This is a genomic window from Chromatiales bacterium (assembly GCA_024234935.1).
Classification (GTDB): domain Bacteria; phylum Pseudomonadota; class Gammaproteobacteria; order Steroidobacterales.
In genome coordinates this window covers 87,026-104,741 of the sequence record JACKNI010000001.1, presented here as the reverse complement: position 1 = coordinate 104,741, position 17,716 = coordinate 87,026, and the positions used below count along the sequence as shown (strand labels likewise).

The window sequence follows — 17,716 nt, the reverse complement described above, 5'->3', positions numbered from 1 at the left end:
GCTGCTACACTACACCGGTACTCCGGAACAGCGAAGTGGTGTGCGCTGAACCCTGCCTCAAATGGCCTCACCGCTGCACTGATATCCATCCACTGCACTGTCAGGACATATTTGCCATGCGCTTCTGTAGCCTGCTGATTGCCCTCCTTGTGGCCCTGCCGGCATCCGCTCAGACAGCCTTCCCGACCGGAAAGCTCGGCGGCACTGTACGGCCACTCGCCTACCGGCTCGAACTGGAAATACTGCCGGACCAGACGACGTTCTCGGGAACGACCGAGATCGACATTCAGGTTGACGCACCGACGCCGCTCATCCACCTGCACGGCAACGGCCTGGTGGTCGCCTCTGCCACGTACACCGGTGCTGTCGGAACCCGCCTTGCCGGTACCACGCAGGCTGGCCGCTACCAGCAGCTGGACCCGACCGGTGTGGCGGCGATCGACTTCGCCGCACCAGTCCCGGCGGGCCGGGGCACGCTGCGCATTCAGTACAGCGCACCGCTCGACAAGGTCGGCGAGGGCCTGTATCGCACGACTGTGGCCGGGGAATCCTATGCATTCACCCAGTTCGAGCCGATCGATGCACGACGCATGTTTCCGGGCTTCGATGAACCCGGCTACAAGACGCCGTTCGATATTGCCGTAACGACGCGCCCGGCGAATGTCGTGATCGGCAACACGCCCATCCGCAGCGAGCAGCCGGCTGGCGCGGGACTCAAACGGGTGGAGTTCATGACCACCCTGCCGCTGCCCACTTACCTGATTGCGCTGGCTGTCGGGCCACTCGATGTTGTCGATGGACCGGCGATACCGCCGAATGCAATCCGCGACCGGCCCCTGCTCCTGCGCGGCATCGCAACCCGCGGCAAGGGCCCCAAGCTCAAATACGCGCTCGACAATACCGCGGCCATCATCGACTACCTGGAAGCGTACTTCGATACGCCCTTCCCCTACCCCAAACTCGACCTGATCGCTTCGCCGGAAGCTGGTGGCGGGATGGAGAACGCCGGAGCCATCATCTATGGCGATAGCCGATTGCTTCTGGATGATCATCCCTCCCCGCAAGAGCGCCGCGGCTTTGGCGGGATTCATGCCCATGAACTTGCGCATCAGTGGTTCGGTGATCTGGTGACACCCAGGTGGTGGGACGACATCTGGCTCAACGAGGCCTTCGCAAGCTGGATGTCGTTCAAGGCCGGCGACGCATGGAACCCTGATCTGGGTTTCGATGTCGTGCCGGCACTGCAGACCCCCGCCGCCATGACGATCGACAGCCGGATCGCCGCACGACAGATCCGTCAGCCCGTCACCCGCAATCAGGATATCGGCAGTGCCTTCGACGGCATTACCTATCTCAAAGGTGCCGCAGTACTCGGCATGTTCGAGAGCTATCTCGGCGAAGACAGGTTCCGCGCAGGAATCCGGGCACACATGCGCCGGTTTCCATACGCAGTGGCGAACGTGGAAGATTTCATGGCCTCACTGGCCCAGGGCTCGGGGCGTGCGGATATCGTTCCCGGGTTTCGCAGCTTTATCGATCAGCCCGGCGTCCCGCTGGTCACGACAAAACCCGAATGCGGGCCTGACGGCGTTTCGCTCCGGCTTGCACAGTCGCGCTACCTGCCAATCGGTTCCCGGGGTGACCCGGCGCGCAGCTGGCAGCTGCCGCTCTGTCTGCGCTACGGAGATACGGCTGGCGGTGGCAAGCTGTGCACCCTGCTCACTGAATCAACAACCAGCATTCCGCTGCAGTCGGCAGGCTGCCCGACTTTTGTCATGCCCAACGCCAACGGCGCCGGCTACTACCGCTTTGGCTTCGACGACGATGGCTGGCGCGCGCTCATGACGCATTTCGACCAGCTCGGTGAGGCCGAAGCACTGGCGGTGGCGGACAGCCTCTCTGCCGCTTACCAGGCAAACCGGCTGTCCACCGGGTCACTGGTCGAGGCGATGAGAATCATGGCCCGGTCACCCTATCCCGAGGTCGTTCTGGCACCGGATAGCGACCTGATACGGCTGCGCGACTATCTCGCGCCCGAAAACGCCGATGCAGTGCGGGCGCTGATGCGAAGCCTGTACCGTCCACGACTTGATGCGCTCGAGAAGGACGGCCCGGCGACAACGCCGGAACAGGCAATATTCCAGACCAATCTCATCCGCTTCCTGGCGCTGGAGGCGCGCGATCCCGAGCTACGCTCGAGCCTGGCTGCCAAGGCACGGCGCTATATCCGCATGGGAAAAACCAATGCAAATCCGGAGACGGCCCTGGATACCAGCGCCGTATCGCCTGCGCTCGTCGATGTGGCACTGCAGGTCGGCGTGCAGGAATACGGAGCACCTTTTGCGGAGACACTCATTGACCGGATGCTGGCGTCCAACGACAGCCAGTTTCGCGGTCAGGCGGCTACCGGGCTCAGTGCAACCGACGACCCCGGGGTCGGCGAGCGTGTGCGCAAACTGTTACTCGACCCGCGGCTGCGCGGACGTGAGCCCACCGCGATCGCCTTCGGGCTGGCGGCGCGCCCCAGCCAGCGCCGGGCCACCTTCAACTGGTTCAAGGCAAACGACGAGACCTTCACCGCCCGGGTGTCCCACTTCGGTCATCGCTGGTTTCCCACTGTCGGCGCCGGTTTCTGCACCAGAGCCGAGCGCGATGAACTCGAGGGGTTCTTCACACCCATCGTCAGCCACCTGGACGGTGCCGACCGTACGCTGGCCGAAACTCTCGAGGGAATAGAGCTCTGTACAGCGCTCGTGACCGTCAAGCACGCGGAAGCCGCTGCGGCTTTCCAGGCGACGGACGCCGCCATTAGATGATCAGCGGGAAGCGGACTTCAACACGCAGGCCCGGCGCACCGCCCGGATTGGCGGCAAAAACAAGGCGGGCACCGTGAACCTGGGCGATGCGGTGGCAGATGGCCAGGCCAAGACCGAGGCCCTCATGCTTGCTGTCCATGCGGGTGAAGCTGCCAGCATTCAGTCGTTCAAGCTGATCCGGGGCCATCCCGGGGCCGTTGTCGCTGATGGCGAGTACCGGTTGCCCCGACTCGCTGGTCATGCTGATGTGGATCCGGGTGTGCTGCGCGCAGTGTTGCATGACGTTCCGGACCAGGTTCTGGATCAATACCTGGATCAGCACGGCGTCGCCGGCGATGGCGACCGGCTGGATATCGGCCTCCAGTTCCATCCGTGCAGCTGCAAGCTGACTGGCAATGTGCGGCCCTTCGGCAGCCCAGAAATCAGCAAACCGGATCTGTGCGAAGCTGGCACGCCAGTGACCCTCCTCGATTCGGGCGAGGGTCAGGAGTTGCTCGACGACGCGCGCAATCCGGTTCACTTCAGTACCCAGCATGGCGAGATCCGGGTCTGGACCGGCGAGTTCCAGCTTCAGCGTGGTGAGCGGTGTGCGCAGTTCATGGGCCACATCATTGCTGAACTGCCGCTCTCTCCGCAGGACTGAATCGATACCCTCCATCAATCTGTTCAGGGCGTCGCGCAGTACACCGATTTCGGCAATCGGGGTACGAACGGTCAGCGGTTCGAGCGAATCAGCATTGCGGCTTTCCAGCTGCCGGACCAACCGGGACAGCGGCCACAGCAGCAGGCCAAGGAAGGCACCCAGCAACAGCAGATTGATAGCGGACCCGGCAACGACCGGCACCACGATGTCCTCGACGATATCCCCCTGGACGTCCGCATAGAGATCGGCCCGGCGCAGCAACTGGACTACCAGTTCCGCTTCACGGCGTTGGTAACCGCGCCAGTCGTGTCCACCCCACCGCAGGCTCACATTGCCGCTGTCCGGCGACTTCAGTTTCAGGTTGTGCGGAAGGTTGCTCGCCAGCTGATTGGTGGAAAGGTCGTAGACGCTGGCCCACAGGGCATCGTCCTCATCCGGCTTGAATGCCCTGGTAAGCAGTAACGCGAGTTCCGCCCGGGGCATGTCGATGCGGCCGGCAGCCAGCAGCTTGGCAAGCATGCGGGTTTGGCTTTCCAGATCCTCGTCGAGCACATGGCGAAGTTCGTGGTCGGCCGTACGATAAGTCGCGACGAGCCCGGCGACGGCGGTGGCAACCGTCGTCACCGCCAGAAGCAGCACCAGCTGTGACAAGCGGAGTTTCACAAGGGCACCAGCCTGTAACCGTAGCCGCGGATCGTTTCGATCCTCTCCTTGCCCAGCAGCTTTCGCAAACCGTGAATATGTACTTCGAGGGTATTTGAATCGACCCCCTCGCCCAGCCCGTAAAGCTGCCGGTTGAGTCGTTCGCGGCTGACCGGCTTGTCGACAGACTGCATCAACACCGCCAGTATCTGATGCTCCTTCGGTGACAGGCTGATTTCCTCGCCATCGAGGTACACCTGATGGGTGTCGGTCGCAAAGACCAGGCTGCCCGCAGTCAGGCGAGGCTCCGCGCTACCGGCCTTGCGACGCAGGAGCACACGGATGCGAGCCAGCAGCTCGTCCGGCTCAAAGGGCTTGACCAGATAGTCGTCTGCCCCCGTGTCCAGCCCGCGCACCCGGTCATCGAGGCGATCCCTGGCGGAGATGACGAGAACCGGAACCTGGGAGCCTGCGGCCCGCAGCGACCTCAGCCAGTCGACACCGTCGCCGTCCGGCAATCCGAGGTCAAGCAACACCAGGTCGTAGCCACCCTGCTCCATATGGGCACGAGCAGCAGCAAGGGTTCTCAGCCAGTGCACCCGGTATTGGCGCTGCAGCAGCTTGTGCAGCGCTCGCCCCAGATTGAGGTCATCTTCCAGAAGCAGCAGATACATCATCAGTCCCAGGCCGAGGACTTGCCAATGTATACGACTGATATGAGCTTTTGCTTAAGGCACGCCGTGGTCGTTGACGGCTTGGTGCCGGGGAGAGGATTTGAACCTCCGACCCCCGCATTACGAATGCGGTGCTCTACCAACTGAGCTACCCCGGCGCCGGCGCGCAGTATAGGGAAAGGACCCGGGGCCATCAATCAACGCAGCCCCGCAACGCTTGCGGCTGACAGGCTACTTGCTGGGGCGGACCCGGATGATCAGTTCGACGCTCTCGGCACGCATGCCTGGCGGCAGGGCTGGGAGCTTCTGCAACTCCACCTGGCTGGGATCGATATCCATCAGTTCGCCGGTATCCTCATTGAGGAAGTGGTGGTGCACAACCGTCGTGGAGTCGTAGACGATCCGCGTGGGATCAAGCGAGATCGCCCGCAGGATGCCCTTGCTGGAGAGCAGGTTCAGCGTGTTGTAGACCGTGGCCTTGGAGACCCGGCTGCCATTGCTGCGCAGGGTCTGGAGGATCTGGTCAGCCGACTTGTGACAGGGTTCAGCGAGCAGCAGCATGCTGACCTCGATGCGCTGCGCCGTCGGGGTCACGCCATGCTCGCGCAGGGTGTCTTCGATCCGGGTACGTAAACTCACTGGGACTCCAGTCACAACATCCTTGAATGGTGGAATTTTAGCCACCCGACTGCCACTGTGTAAACCAAACCGGCATCACGCCAGGCAAATCCCGCGACTTTCGGCTGATTGGCGCGTGTTCTGCGCCCGAATGCTGCGCTAGCGTATCCGTCCGGTGACTTATGCAAAACCAGGCAGGATTCAGCTTGCTCGAACTTCTGCTCGTCGGCGTGCTGGCGGGCGTGCTCGCAACGCTGGCCGTACCCGCATTCAGCACGCTGCTGCTCGATGCCGACATGGTCGCACAGGTCAATCGCTATGTGCATGGCATTCACCTCGCGCGACAGGAAGCGGAAAAGTACGGCACCGATGTGGTGCTCTGCCGGAGTACCGACGGCAGGACCTGCAACCATGCACAAGCCTGGCAGTCGGGCTTCATCGTTTTCGTCAACCGCGATCGTGACGATCCGCCGCAGGTCGATGCTGGCGAGACAGTCCTGCAGGCTGGGTCCGGCTATCCGGGTGGCGTGATCACAGCCAACCGCAGCGCTTTCGTGTTCCGGCCCTTTGGCAAACGATCAGTGAACGGCACCCTGAATTTTTGCGACCGTCGTGGACCCGACGCCGCAAGAAGCGTAATCGTGAGCTATACCGGCCGACCTCGTGCTGCAGCAGTTCCTGCGAGCAATCAGTTTAGATGTCCGTCATAACAACCTGAATGAATTTCAGTTTCCCCGGTCATCCCGAATGCATTGCCGGTTATCGGCAGCGTTTCCCCTGCGCCACCGATGCGGGCACGATAGGCCCTGAAGAAAAAGTCTCCTGTCGGGCGTTGCGGTGCATAAAAAAGAAGGCTTCAGCCTCATCGAACTCATGGTCATCATCTCGGTTCTGGCGCTCGCGCTGGGACTGGGCGTCCCCGCGTTCAACGACATGTTGAGCAACAGCCGCATGAGCACCGCGGTCAACGACCTCGTAAGCAGTCTGCATGCCGCCCGCGGCGAGGCGATCAGCCGGCAGGCCAGCGTCGTACTGTGTCCGGCAAATGCGGCGGGAACGAGCTGTCAGGCAGACGGCGACCTGAAGGATGGATGGCTGGTTTTCATCGACAGTGACGACAACGCGGCAGTCGATGCGGGAGAGCCAATCGTGCAACGACACGGCCCTGTCGGCTCCGGCCCGGTTCTGGAGCTGAGTGTTTTTCCGGCCGACAGCGGCGGGCGGATCACCTTTTCCGCTGCCGGTACCTTGCGCGTCGCGGAATCCACAACCGACATCCAGATCTGCGATGCGCGCGGCGATCGTGATACCGGTGGCGGCGTGGCTGCCGGACGCTGGATCCGCGTGCAGCCGACCGGACAGCCGGAGATCCGGCGCATGCGTTCCGATTTGCAGGACACCGACATCAACCCGCTGGGTGGCTGCCGATGACCATGCGCGCTGTCCGCACAAGAATATCCTCCGCTGCGCGTGGCTTTACGCTTGTCGAAGTACTTGTCGCACTGGTGGTGATGTCGGTTGGCATGCTCGGTATCGCGGCGCTCTATCTTGAAGGCCTGCGGGCCGGGCGCACCGCCGTTTACCGGACAACTGCCGTCAATCTTGCCGCCGACATGGCGGACCGTATCCGCGCCAACCTGCCCGCCGGCAACGCCTATGCCGGCACCGGTCCCGGCACTGACGAGTCCTGCGTCAACGGCGATGCGGACTGCACGCCGGTTCAACTCGCCGAGGACGACTGGTTCAGCTGGAATAGCGACATCGAAGCGCAGCTGCCTCAGGGGGCAAGCGCCGAGATACAGGTGGATGCGGCGCCTTCGCCGGTCTACACCATTACCCTGGCGTGGCCGGAAATCGGTCAAACCGAAGCGGCCAGTTACAGCCTGAGGCTGCAGCCATGAGTTCCGCAGCGTCCCCGGCACCGAAGCAAGGCGGCATGACCCTGATCGAACTGATGGTCGCGATGTCTATCGGCCTGTTCCTGATCGGCGGCGCGCTCTATATGTACAGCCAGAGCAAGAACACTTATCGGGCCAGCGACAGCCTCTCACGCCTGCAGGAAAGCGCCCGCTTTGCACTCGACACGATCGAGCCGGATATCCGCCTGGCACGCTACTGGGGGCGGAATGCCGAACCCGCCATGATCGAAGTCCCGGCCGGCGTCACCGTGCCCTGCAGCGGCAGCCCGGATGTCGCGGCGTGGGCACTCAGGGTCGGCGTACCGGTCGAAGTCAGCGACGACCGCTACGACCTCCCCTGCAACGCCTTTGCCAACAGTCCGCGCGCCGGCAGCGATGTGCTGACACTGCGTCATGCGGAGCCATGGTCAGGCGGCACACAGCCCGTACCTGAAGCCGGACGACTGCAGGTACAAACCAGTCTTGCCCACGGCCGGATATTTGCCGACGGCATATCGCCGGATCTCGGCGCGGATTCCGCGCGGCACAATGTCGTGGTCAGTGCCTACTACGTGAACGAGCGTTCCAGCTTCGACACCAGTCAGCCTTCGCTGCGCCGACTGACACTCCGCGCCGACGGCAGCCTTGGCGAAGATGAGGTCATTCCCGGCGTGGAAAACCTGCAGGTCCAGCTGGGCATCGACACCAACGGCGATGGTGGCGTGGACCGTTATGTAGACGGGGACAATCCGTTGGTCACGGACGATGCAGCGGTTGTTGCCGTACGCCTCTGGATGCTGGTCGGCACGGCAGCGGACGATCAGGGCTGGAGCGATACGCAGCACTACGCCACCCCCGACGCCGACCTCGGTGATCTCATTGCGGGCACGGACGATTATCCGTCCAGTGCAAGGCGCGTGCAGATCAGCAAGACCATTTACCTGAACAACCAGGGGTCCTGACATGTCCATGCATGCACGACAAATGCACGAACAGCGCGGTGCGGTTCTGATCATCAGTCTGGTGCTGCTGATGGTGCTCACCATTCTTGCAATATCGACGATGCGCACCGCCAGCCTTGGTTTGCTGATGGCCGGCAACACCCAGTATCGCCAGAACGCCTGGCAGCTCGCGCAGACCGGCATCGATACGGTCCTGCGTGCGGGTGATCCAGCTACTGGCGTCAGTTGCGACACCGCCACCACTGACGCACCGGTGGCGATCGACGCGCTCGGCGGCAGCTACACCACGATGGTGTGCTATCGCGGTGAATCGATGACGCAGGGCAACTCGATCACCGTGCCGACCTTCAACTATGAGGTACATGCCGACGGCACCACCGGGCAGCGCGGGGCACGTGCGCGTCTGGTACAGGGATTCGCAGTCACAGGGGCCTCAGGCCGATGAACATCAGGTTGCAGAGTGCGGCATTCCTGTTGCTGGCAACCTGGCTGTCAGCTGGCCATGCGGCGATCCGGCAGATCGAGCAGGCTTTCGAACTCGGTCCCGCGCAGGTTGAGCTGCCAGCGCGGCCCGATGCACAACTGACGGTACGCCCCTGCGCCGGATGCCCGATCGTGGCGCTGCGCGTCACCGCAGCGACCCGCTGGTATTCCAGCCTCAGTGAACGGCAACCGGCCGGCCAGGCTGCGGTACTGGAGATTTACCGTGCGGCCAGCGGCAATCCACAGACACTCGTCCACGTGTTCTATGAACCGCAAACGCTGCGGGTCAGGCGGGTGGTGCTCGACCTGCCACGGCCGACCCAACCCCGATGAACAGGAATACCTCACACCGATACGGGCGCATGCCGCAACAGTTGTGCGGACTTCTCTGCACAGTGGTCCTCCTCGGTACTGCACTCCCCGTGCAGGCCGATGACTCGGAGCTTTTTCTCAGCGACCGGAGCGAGACCGTCACCGACGCCAACGTGCTGTTCATCATCGACACCTCGGGCAGCATGAATACGCTGGTCGAAACCCAGGTGCCCTTCGATCCGGATGCGAGTTTTGACGGTTGCTACCGGAGCGACGCCCTGTACTTCACGACAACGGCCACCACACCGCCCTGTGACAGCCCTGACCTGGTACCGAAGTCCGTCAACTACTGTGCGACCAGCGCGCAACCGCTGGCAGCGGTTGGCTACTACGCCGATTTCCTGCTCAGCTGGGACGAGAGTCGTGAACGCTGGGACAGGCTGAGCGGCGAACGAGCCGGGAGCCCGATCGAATGCGTGAGCGATCGCGGCGTGAATGGCCAGGGGTCAGGCAGCGAACATTTTGCCGCCAATGGACCGGAGGGTCCCTGGGCGGCCACTGAAGCGCAGGAACCCGCCTGGAACAACCGTTACACCATCTATGACGGGAACTGGCTCAACTGGAATACCAATCCGCCAACGGTGCAGAGAAGCCGCCTCGATATCGTCAAACAGGCAGTCAACAACCTCACGACCAGCCTCAGAAACGTCAAGGTGGGCGTGATGCGCTTCAATCGCGATGAGGGTGGCCGCGTGGTTGCGGCGCTTGAAAACATCGAGACCTCACGGGACAACGTACAGAACATCGTCAATGACCTGTCGCCGAGCGGCCAGACGCCGCTGTCTGAAACCCTGTACGAAGCAACCCAGTATTTCATGGGGCGTGCGGTTGATTACGGCAACACTGTCGATGGCCGCAGCGTCGCTGCGTCACGTGTCGGCAACGACCCGAACGGTGCGCTGTACAAGTCACCGCTCGACGAAGCCTGCAGCAAGAACTTCATCATTCTGCTCACCGATGGCGAACCCTCCGCCGATGCCGGGGCGGTCAGCAAGATCCTTGCCCTCCCCGGCTTTGCCGCGACCGTGGCACCGGCCTGCGATGGCAGCGGCGAGGGCCACTGCCTCGACGATCTGGCAGCCTATCTGGCCCGCTACGATCTGAGCCCGGCCCTCCCCGGCATACAGAATGTAATCACCCATACCATCGGCTTCGCGGCTGACTTCCCGCTGCTCGAAAGCACCGCGGTGCGCGGCGGCGGCCAGTATCACATGGTCGACGATACCGCCAGCCTCACCACAGCGCTGAGCGGCATCGTGCTGTCCATCTTCGACAGCGCTGGCAGCTTTGCTGCGCCGACCGTGCCCGTGAATGCCTTCAACAGGACGGAAAACCTCAACGAGGTTTTCCTCTCGGTCTTCAAGCCATCGGAGCGTACGCGCTGGACCGGCAACCTGAAGAAGTACCGTTTTACTGATGGCGAACTGGTGGGTCAGAATGGCGCGGCGGTCATCGATCCGGTCACCGGGCTTTTCAAGCGTGACGCCTTCAGCTTCTGGTCCGATCAACCCGATGGCGACCGGGTAAATGAAGGCGGAGCAGCAGGCCAGCTGCCTGACAGCAGTCAGCGTCGGCTGTTCAGCAACCTCACCGGCAACAATCTCAGCGCTGCCAGCAACCGGATCACGGTGGACAACACCAATCTCATCGCGGCACTGGCCAGCGTACCGCCGGATGAGCAACGCGACCTGATTGAATGGACGCTCGGCCGCGACGTCCGCGACCGGGATCAGGATGGCAATCTGGCTGAAACGCGACACGACATGGGCGATGCGCTGCATGTACAGCCGGTCACCCTGCTTTACGGCGGTACGGTGAATGACCCGGTCGGCAGCGTCTTCCTGTCTACCAACGACGGTTTTCTGCATGCCTTCGACAGCCAGACGGGCGAGGAACTGTGGGCCTTCCTGCCCGCCAGACTGCTCACCGGGCTTTATCCGCTGTATCTCAACGAAGAGAGTGCGACCAAGCACTATGGTCTGGACGGCGAGATCAGCCTGGTCATACTCAATGACGATGGTCGGCCCGGCCTGAGCGGTGAAGAGCGCGCCATCCTGCTGTTCGGCATGGGGCGCGGCGGTGATGGCGTCTTCGCTGTCGACGTGACAGCAAGGGATGCACCCCGCCTGTTGTGGGAGATCAGCAGCGGCACCCCGGGGTTTGCCGACCTTGGCCAGACGTGGTCGACACCCGGCACCGGCAAGGTGCGCATCGGCAACGCAATCACCGACGTCGTGGTATTTGGCGGTGGCTACGACCCCGGTCAGGACAACCGCAGCTACCGGACGGATACGGTGGGTAATGCGATCTACATGGTGGATTTGCTGAGCGGGGAATACATCTGGAGCGCGGGTAACCCGAATGCCGTCAGCGACCACAGCCTGAAACTCGAATACATGCAGCACTCGATACCCGCACCAGTGCGCCCGCTCGATCTCAATGGCGACGGCCTCGCCGACCGGATGTATGTCGGCGACATGGGCGGGCGAATCTGGCGCTTCGACATCGTCAATGGCCAGCAGCCAGCGAACCTGGTTGAAGGCGGCGTGCTCGCATCGCTCGGCGGTGCGGCCGTGGCTCCGGATGCGACGGCCGCCGATCTGCGCCGCTTCTATGCGGCTCCGGATGTCGTGCCGACAATCATCAACCGGAAACTGGTCATCCTGCTGAATATCGGTTCGGGGTATCGTGGTCACCCGCTGGATACGACGATCAGCGAGCAGTTCTTCTCGATACGCGACTTCAACGCCTACGGCGTGATCGACAGTGCCGACTATCCGGCCACTCCCGTCTCCATCGGTCAGCTGGCGGACATAAGCGACGACCCCTCGCCCGCGCTGGCTTTCAGTACCGCCGGCTGGCGCCTGCGGCTCAACCAGGGTCCCGGAGAAAAAGTGCTCGGTGAATCTCTGACGCTCGACAATACGGTGTTTTTCACGAGCTTCACGCCCGGTGAGACGGTCAGTGAATGTTCGGCCGGCACAGGCATCAACCGTCTGTATGCGATCAGCAGTTTCGATGGCAGCCCGCGTACCAACTTCGACAGGTCGGTCGATGACGGACCACTCACCCTCAGTGACCGCTTCCGCGAATTGCGCTCGGGCATTCCGGTGATCACCATCAACCGTATTCGCAGCGATAACGGCGAGACCAGCATCTGTGTCGGGCCGGAGTGCCTGTCTGGCGATGAGCTGGGCATCAGCCGGCGCGTCGTCCGGCGCACCTACTGGTTCCAGGACGAGAGTCAGTAAGCGGTGCGCCGTGCGCCGGCATGTGGCACGGGCTTTACGCTCGTCGAGCTGATGATCGTCATGGTGATCATGGCGATCCTGACCAGTGCTAGTGTTGCGGGGTACCGGCAGTACGTCCGTCGCGCCAACCGCACCGATGCCACCACCGCGCTGCTGCGGCTGTCGGCCGCTGAAGAGCGTTTTTACCTGCAGAACAACCGCTATGCGACGACCGCCGACGAACTGGGCGATCCGCCGCCGGCCGGACTGGGCCTCGGCGGCACGGAACACGGACTCTACGATCTCAGCGTAGAGCCGGCGGCAGACGGAGCTGTCGTCGGCTACATCGCAACCGCAACTGCCCGGCCCGACCAGTCACAGCGCGATGACGCCAACTGCGCATCCTTCAGCATCGACCAAAGCGGCCAGCGCACCGCGACCAATTCAGACGGCGTCAGCAATGGCGAGATCAGCAGCACCTGCTGGCGCTGATCTCCAGGATCATCCCGCACACTCCCGCCAAGGATCGACTGACATGACCCGCACCAGCAGCCCGGCCACCTCCACGGACACCAGTACTGCGGCCGTGATCACGGTCATCCACGCAACCGCGGAAGCCTGGAACACGCAGGATTTCAGCAAGGTTGTGGAGTTATGGGATCCTGCCGAGCCTGTGCCGTTCTACCTGGCCGAAGAGCAGGACGACTGGTTCATCGGCTGGGAGCCGCTGAAAAACTATCTGGCACCGGCCCAGCCCAGCCCGGCAGTCCAGGGCATCCGCGAGGAGATGCGCGACATCACGGTGAAGCTCATCGCACCGGATCTCGCCATCGCAGTATGGTGGATGCATTTCGAGATGAAGATCATTGGTCGCAAGCCCATCGGCGAAGAGATCCGGGTCAGCGCAGTGCTTCGCCGGACTGCAGAGGGCTGGCGCTATATACACTGGGCCGAATCACCGATGACTGCGCCGATGTACCTGATGAAGTTGATGGAGCGCGATGTCGACCACGAGAAGTTTTCAGGCTGCCACACCCGCGCCATGCAGCGCTGGCAGGCCATTCAGAAGAAATGGCAGTAATTGCTGGCGCCGTCCCGCCTCAGGACGAGCGCCGCCGCTCCAGAAAGAATCCGTCGAACAGCAACAGGATTACGCCAACGGTGATTCCCGCATCAGCGACGTTGAATGCCGGAAACGACCAGCGGTCGTAATACAGCAGCACGAAATCGACGACATAGCCCTGTGCCAGCCGGTCGATGAGATTGCCGATCGCGCCACCAAGCACCAGCACGAGCCCCAGCGGCACCACCACCCTGCCGGCGGGCTGCTGAACAAACCACCACAACAGGACTGCACTTACGGCCAGCGCAGTCAGGCCGAAAAACCAGTTCTGCCAGCCAGAGGCATTCGCCAGAAAACTGAACGCGGCACCGGTGTTGTGCAATCGCACCAGATCAAGAAACGGCATCACCGGCAGCCGCTCAAACAGTTCGAAATGTCCGACGACCAGTTTCTTGGTCCACTGGTCCAGAAGCACCACCACGACTGCAAGCAGCAGCCATCGCCAGGTGACACGTCCGGGCACTGGCTTGTGCTCAGGTTCTGCAGCAGCTTCCATTTCGTACTCGCTCAGACGTAGCGACGGATCTCGCCCGGTCCGTCTATATTCGTTACACACCGGCCACAGAGTTCAGGGTAAGCAGCGTTCTTGCCGGTATCCGGCAGACGATGCCAGCAGCGCACGCACTTGGCGTCCGCATCCGGTGCAGCCTCCACCCAGTGCCCCTCTCCGGCCAGCGCAGACGCGCTGCGTTCCGAAGCCGGAAGGGCAGTCGCACCCGAAGTGATGAACACAAAGCGCAGTTCATCGCCGAGACGCCGCATGTCTTCAAGCAGCCGGCCATCAGCAAAAATCGTGAGTTTCGCATCCAGACCCGAACCGATCGCGCCAGATACACGCAACGCTTCGAGGGCCCTGGAAGCAGTCTCACGCACACGCAGCAGCCCTTTCCAGTCGAGGTCAGCCACATCGGCTGCCATGACGACCGGCAACTGGTGCCAGGTGGACATGAATACCGAGTCACCACGCTTGCCGGGTATCTGCGCCCAGATTTCCTCGGCCGTAAAGCTCAGCACCGGCGCCAGCCAGCGGACCATGGCTTCGGTGATATGGTACATGGCGGTCTGTGCCGAGCGACGGGCCAGTGATTTCCGGCCGGTCGTGTACAGGCGATCCTTGATCACATCCAGATAGAAGGAGCCGAGATCAACGACGCAGAAATTGTGCAACTGCTGATAGACGCGATGGAACTCATAGGATTCATAGGCCGCGAGGATCTCGCGCTGCAGCTCTGCAGCCCGGCCGAGTGCCCAGCGATCGAGCGCGACGAGTTCTGCTACAGGCACCTGCTCGCTGGCCGGATCAAAGCCGTCGAGATTGCTGAGCAGAAAACGGACGGTATTGCGCATACGCCGGTAAGAGTCGGCCATGCGCTTGAGGATTTCCTGCGAGACATTCATCTCGCCCCGGTAATCCGTGGAAGCCACCCACAGGCGCAGGACGTCTGCGCCCAGTGAGTTGACCACGGGCTGCGGCGCAACGACGTTTCCGAGCGACTTGGACATCTTGCGGCCCTTGTCATCCACGGTGAAGCCGTGCGTCAGCACTTGCCGATACGGCGCCTTGCCCTCCATGGCAACCGCCGTCAGCAAGGAACTCTGGAACCAGCCACGATGCTGGTCCGAGCCTTCCAGATAGAGATCTGCCGGGAAGCCCACTTCTGCATGACTGCGGGCAACGCAGTGGTGGACCATCCCGGAGTCCATCCACACATCCATCGTGTCCGTGACCCGGTCGTAGTCGCCGGCAACCGCGCCAAGCAGCTCAGCCGGATCCAGATCGAACCAGGCATCGATGCCCTGCGCTTCGATACGGCGCGCAACTTCTTCCAGCAGCGCCAGGGTGTCCGGATGCAGCTCGCCGCTCTCGCGGTGAATGAACAGCGGAATCGGCACCCCCCAGGTACGCTGCCGCGAGATACACCAGTCCGGGCGCCCGACAATCATGTTCTCGATGCGCTGCTGGCCCCAGTCCGGTATCCATTGCACGCTGCGTATTGCAGCAAGGCTCGAGTCGCGCAGTCCGTTCTGGTCGAGGCTGATAAACCACTGCGGCGTCGCGCGGAAGATCAGCGGGGTCTTGTGCCGCCAGCAGTGTGGATAGCTGTGCTGGAATTTCTGCGCGCAGAGCAATCGGCCGGCCTCGCGCAGCATGCCCAGGATCCGCTCCTCAGCCGCCTTGATATGCAGCCCGGCCAGCAGTTCCGTACCCGGTACATAGACGCCACGCCCGTCGACCGGATTCTCCAGCGGCAGCTTGTAACGCAACCCGGACTGATAGTCGTCCTGACCGTGGCCGGGTGCGGTATGCACGGCCCCGGTACCGGCATCAAGCGTCACGTAATCGGCGAGGATCACCGGCACTTCGCGCGCATAGAAGGGATGACTGAGCTTCAGTCCCTCCAGTACCTGGCCGTTGAACACGGCAAGTGTGGCGGAAGTCCTGGCCCCGTAGCGGCTCAGCGCGGCCTCGGCCAGTCCGGCGGCAAGCACGAGTCGTACCGGTCCATTGCCGAGATCGGCCTCGACCAGCCGGTACGGAAGCTCAGCGCCGAGCGCCACGGCCTGGTTGGCGGGCAGTGTCCATGCTGTCGTCGTCCAGATCGGCAACATCACCGGTGCCGATCCGCTGAGCCCGGCGCGCCGGTGAAGTTCAGCGCTGTCCAGTACGGCAAAGCCGACGTCGATTGCCGTCGAGGTCTTGTCGATGTACTCGACCTCGGCTTCGGCGAGCGCCGAACGGCAGTCCAGACACCAGTGCACCGGCTTGTAACCCCGGTGCAGATGTCCGTTGGCGACTATCTTTGCGAAGCCGCGAATCTGCTCTGCCTCGAAGCGCCGGTCCATGGTGAGATAAGGCCGGTCCCAGTCGCCGAGTACACCGAGCCGGCGAAAATCACGACGCTGGCTGTCGACCTGGCTCAGCGCATATTCACGACAGGCCTTGCGGAATTCATCCGGCGTCAGCTTGTCACCGACCTTGCCGAATTTTTTCTCGACCTGCAGCTCGATGGGCAGGCCGTGGCAATCCCAGCCTGGAATATAGGGTGCATCGAAGCCGGACAGCGTCTTCGACTTGACGATGATGTCCTTCAAGACCTTGTTGACGGCATGACCGATATGAATATCGCCATTCGCATAGGGGGGACCATCAAGCAGCAAGAAACGCGGGCGGCCGGCAGCGGCCTTGCGGATCTGCGCGTAGATATCACGACTGGCCCAGCTCTCCAGCATCTGTGGCTCACGCCGGGCCAGATCGGCCTTCATCGCGAAGGCTGTCTGCGGCAGATTCAGTGTGTCTTTGTAGTCGGTCACGTGGGGGTCCCTGTCAACAGGCGGCGCGCTTCAGCCGCATCGCATTCCATTTGCCGGCGCAAGGCTTCGAGATCGGCAAAGCACTCTTCGTTGCGCAGATGCGCAACGAACTCGACTTCAAGCCGTTGCCGGTAGATATCCGCATCAAAGTCAAAAATATGCACTTCCAGCAGCGGCTCGACGCCGGCCACCGTCGGCCGGGTGCCCAGACTCGCCACTGCATCCAGCGGCGAACTGTCGAGTCCGTGCACGCGCACCGCAAAGATGCCGGCCAGCGGACTCTGGCGTCGATTCAGCCGGATATTCGCTGTGGGAAAACCAAGCTGCCGGCCGAGCCGCCGGCCGGCGACCACGCGACCACTCATCCGGTAATTTCGCCCCAGCAGCTCACGGGCGTGCATCAGATTACCAGCAGCGAGGGCGGCGCGAACGGCCGTACTCGACACGCGAATACCATCGCGGATCACGCTGCCGACCTGCTCCACGCCGAAGCCGCATCGTTTCCCGCCGGCTTCAAGATCGGCAATGTTACCGGCCCGGCCCCGTCCGAAGCGAAAATCGTCACCGATCACCAGATGCCGTACGGCCAGCGTATCGGCCAGCAAGCGGTCGATGAACGCCTCCGGCGAGTAGTGCTCCAGGGTGTGGTCGAAAGGCGGACAGAAAAAGCTGTCGATACCGCTCGCATGCAGATAGCCGACCTTGTCACGAAAATGCATCAGGCGAGCCGGCGCCTGCTCTGGACGCATGACTTCCTGCGGTGTCGGCTCAAAACTGAAGACCAGCGACGGCAGCTTCAGGCGCAGCGACTCGCTACGCACCCTGTCCAGAATGCGCTGATGACCCAGGTGAAAGCCATCGAACACACCGATCGTGGCAACACACCCGGGCAACACTGCGTTGACACCCGGTCGCGGGCGGCGAAACACTTGCATGGAAACAC

Annotated in this window: 16 protein-coding genes and 1 tRNA gene; 10 read left to right on the top strand and 7 right to left on the bottom strand. The window is 62.5% G+C overall.

What is annotated here, in order from left to right; all coding sequences use genetic code 11:
- Nucleotides 1–116 precede the first annotated feature (116 nt).
- Nucleotides 117–2,816 (top strand): ERAP1-like C-terminal domain-containing protein, encoded by a 2,700-nt coding sequence (locus tag H6979_00440; GenBank protein ID MCP5138313.1) that lies wholly within the window; start codon nt 117–119, stop codon nt 2,814–2,816.
- Here the strand turns inward: H6979_00440 and H6979_00435 are convergent.
- The 4 genes from H6979_00435 to H6979_00420 form a co-directional block, all read right to left on the bottom strand.
- Complete coding sequence (locus H6979_00435; protein MCP5138312.1) at nt 2,809–4,122, bottom strand: sensor histidine kinase N-terminal domain-containing protein; 1,314 nt, start codon at nt 4,120–4,122, stop codon at nt 2,809–2,811. The genes H6979_00440 and H6979_00435 overlap by 8 nt on opposite strands.
- Nucleotides 4,119–4,775, bottom strand: a complete 657-nt coding sequence (locus tag H6979_00430; protein MCP5138311.1) for a response regulator — start codon at nt 4,773–4,775, stop codon at nt 4,119–4,121. Before H6979_00430 ends, H6979_00435 begins: the two co-directional genes overlap by 4 nt.
- An 82-nt stretch (nt 4,776–4,857) precedes the next feature.
- Nucleotides 4,858–4,933 (bottom strand) — tRNA-Thr (locus H6979_00425).
- A 73-nt stretch (nt 4,934–5,006) separates the two neighbouring features.
- Nucleotides 5,007–5,336 carry a transcriptional repressor gene (locus H6979_00420; GenBank protein ID MCP5138310.1) on the bottom strand — a complete coding sequence of 110 codons (330 nt, stop codon included), beginning with the start codon at nt 5,334–5,336 and terminating at the stop codon, nt 5,007–5,009.
- Nucleotides 5,337–5,599: 263 nt separating this feature from the next.
- On the opposite strand from H6979_00420, the gene H6979_00415 reads away from it, so the two are divergent.
- The 9 genes from H6979_00415 (at nt 5,600) to H6979_00375 (ending at nt 13,419) form a co-directional block, all read left to right on the top strand.
- On the top strand, nt 5,600–6,103 hold the full coding sequence (locus H6979_00415) for a GspH/FimT family pseudopilin (GenBank protein ID MCP5138309.1): 504 nt from the start codon (nt 5,600–5,602) through the stop codon (nt 6,101–6,103).
- A 127-nt stretch (nt 6,104–6,230) separates the two neighbouring features.
- Nucleotides 6,231–6,824: a GspH/FimT family pseudopilin gene (locus H6979_00410; GenBank protein ID MCP5138308.1), complete on the top strand. Its 594-nt coding sequence runs from the start codon at nt 6,231–6,233 to the stop codon at nt 6,822–6,824.
- A complete protein-coding gene (gene pilV / locus H6979_00405; protein ID MCP5138307.1) occupies nt 6,821–7,294 on the top strand; it encodes a type IV pilus modification protein PilV in 474 nt (157 codons plus the stop codon). The genes H6979_00410 and pilV overlap by 4 nt, the downstream gene beginning before the upstream one ends.
- Nucleotides 7,291–8,253 (top strand): PilW family protein, encoded by a 963-nt coding sequence (locus H6979_00400; GenBank protein ID MCP5138306.1) that lies wholly within the window; start codon nt 7,291–7,293, stop codon nt 8,251–8,253. The genes pilV and H6979_00400 overlap by 4 nt, the downstream gene beginning before the upstream one ends.
- 7 nt (nt 8,254–8,260) lie before the next feature.
- Entirely contained in the window at nt 8,261–8,698 is a 438-nt protein-coding gene (locus tag H6979_00395) for a pilus assembly PilX N-terminal domain-containing protein (GenBank protein ID MCP5138305.1), read from the top strand.
- Complete coding sequence (locus H6979_00390; GenBank protein ID MCP5138304.1) at nt 8,695–9,069, top strand: hypothetical protein; 375 nt, start codon at nt 8,695–8,697, stop codon at nt 9,067–9,069. The genes H6979_00395 and H6979_00390 overlap by 4 nt, the downstream gene beginning before the upstream one ends.
- 29 nt (nt 9,070–9,098) lie before the next feature.
- Nucleotides 9,099–12,359 (top strand): VWA domain-containing protein, encoded by a 3,261-nt coding sequence (locus H6979_00385; protein ID MCP5138303.1) that lies wholly within the window; start codon nt 9,099–9,101, stop codon nt 12,357–12,359.
- Nucleotides 12,360–12,362: 3 nt separating this feature from the next.
- On the top strand, nt 12,363–12,830 hold the full coding sequence (locus H6979_00380) for a prepilin-type N-terminal cleavage/methylation domain-containing protein (GenBank protein MCP5138302.1): 468 nt from the start codon (nt 12,363–12,365) through the stop codon (nt 12,828–12,830).
- Nucleotides 12,831–12,873: 43 nt separating this feature from the next.
- The gene (locus H6979_00375) at nt 12,874–13,419 is read left to right on the top strand and encodes a nuclear transport factor 2 family protein (GenBank protein MCP5138301.1); all 546 of its coding nucleotides are present in this window, start codon (nt 12,874–12,876) and stop codon (nt 13,417–13,419) included.
- Nucleotides 13,420–13,438: 19 nt separating this feature from the next.
- Here the strand turns inward: H6979_00375 and H6979_00370 are convergent, their stop codons facing one another.
- Genes H6979_00370 through H6979_00360 form a run of 3 tightly spaced genes read right to left on the bottom strand, consistent with a single transcriptional unit; the run spans nt 13,439 to nt 17,708 of the window.
- Nucleotides 13,439–13,957 carry a lipoprotein signal peptidase gene (locus H6979_00370; GenBank protein MCP5138300.1) on the bottom strand — a complete coding sequence of 173 codons (519 nt, stop codon included), beginning with the start codon at nt 13,955–13,957 and terminating at the stop codon, nt 13,439–13,441.
- Nucleotides 13,958–13,968: 11 nt separating this feature from the next.
- Nucleotides 13,969–16,773 (bottom strand): isoleucine--tRNA ligase, encoded by a 2,805-nt coding sequence (ileS, locus tag H6979_00365; GenBank protein MCP5138299.1) that lies wholly within the window; start codon nt 16,771–16,773, stop codon nt 13,969–13,971.
- Complete coding sequence (locus H6979_00360) at nt 16,770–17,708, bottom strand: bifunctional riboflavin kinase/FAD synthetase (protein ID MCP5138298.1); 939 nt, start codon at nt 17,706–17,708, stop codon at nt 16,770–16,772. Before H6979_00360 ends, ileS begins: the two co-directional genes overlap by 4 nt.
- Nucleotides 17,709–17,716 lie beyond the last annotated feature (8 nt).

Bases quoted from the DNA above. Each gene is read 5' to 3' on its own strand.
- H6979_00430 (MCP5138311.1), bottom strand. From the start codon at position 4,775: ATGTATCTGCTGCTTCTGGAAGATGACCTCAATCTGGGGCGAGCGCTG.
- H6979_00420 (MCP5138310.1), bottom strand. From the start codon at position 5,336: ATGCTGCTGCTCGCTGAACCCTGTCACAAGTCGGCTGACCAGATCCTC.
- H6979_00400 (MCP5138306.1), top strand. From the start codon at position 7,291: ATGAGTTCCGCAGCGTCCCCGGCACCGAAGCAAGGCGGCATGACCCTG.
- H6979_00385 (MCP5138303.1), top strand. From the start codon at position 9,099: ATGCCGCAACAGTTGTGCGGACTTCTCTGCACAGTGGTCCTCCTCGGT.
- H6979_00360 (MCP5138298.1), bottom strand. From the start codon at position 17,708: ATGCAAGTGTTTCGCCGCCCGCGACCGGGTGTCAACGCAGTGTTGCCC.
- H6979_00390 (MCP5138304.1), top strand. From the start codon at position 8,695: ATGAACATCAGGTTGCAGAGTGCGGCATTCCTGTTGCTGGCAACCTGG.
- pilV (MCP5138307.1), top strand. From the start codon at position 6,821: ATGACCATGCGCGCTGTCCGCACAAGAATATCCTCCGCTGCGCGTGGC.
- H6979_00370 (MCP5138300.1), bottom strand. From the start codon at position 13,957: ATGGAAGCTGCTGCAGAACCTGAGCACAAGCCAGTGCCCGGACGTGTC.
- H6979_00375 (MCP5138301.1), top strand. From the start codon at position 12,874: ATGACCCGCACCAGCAGCCCGGCCACCTCCACGGACACCAGTACTGCG.
- H6979_00395 (MCP5138305.1), top strand. From the start codon at position 8,261: ATGCATGCACGACAAATGCACGAACAGCGCGGTGCGGTTCTGATCATC.
- H6979_00440 (MCP5138313.1), top strand. From the start codon at position 117: ATGCGCTTCTGTAGCCTGCTGATTGCCCTCCTTGTGGCCCTGCCGGCA.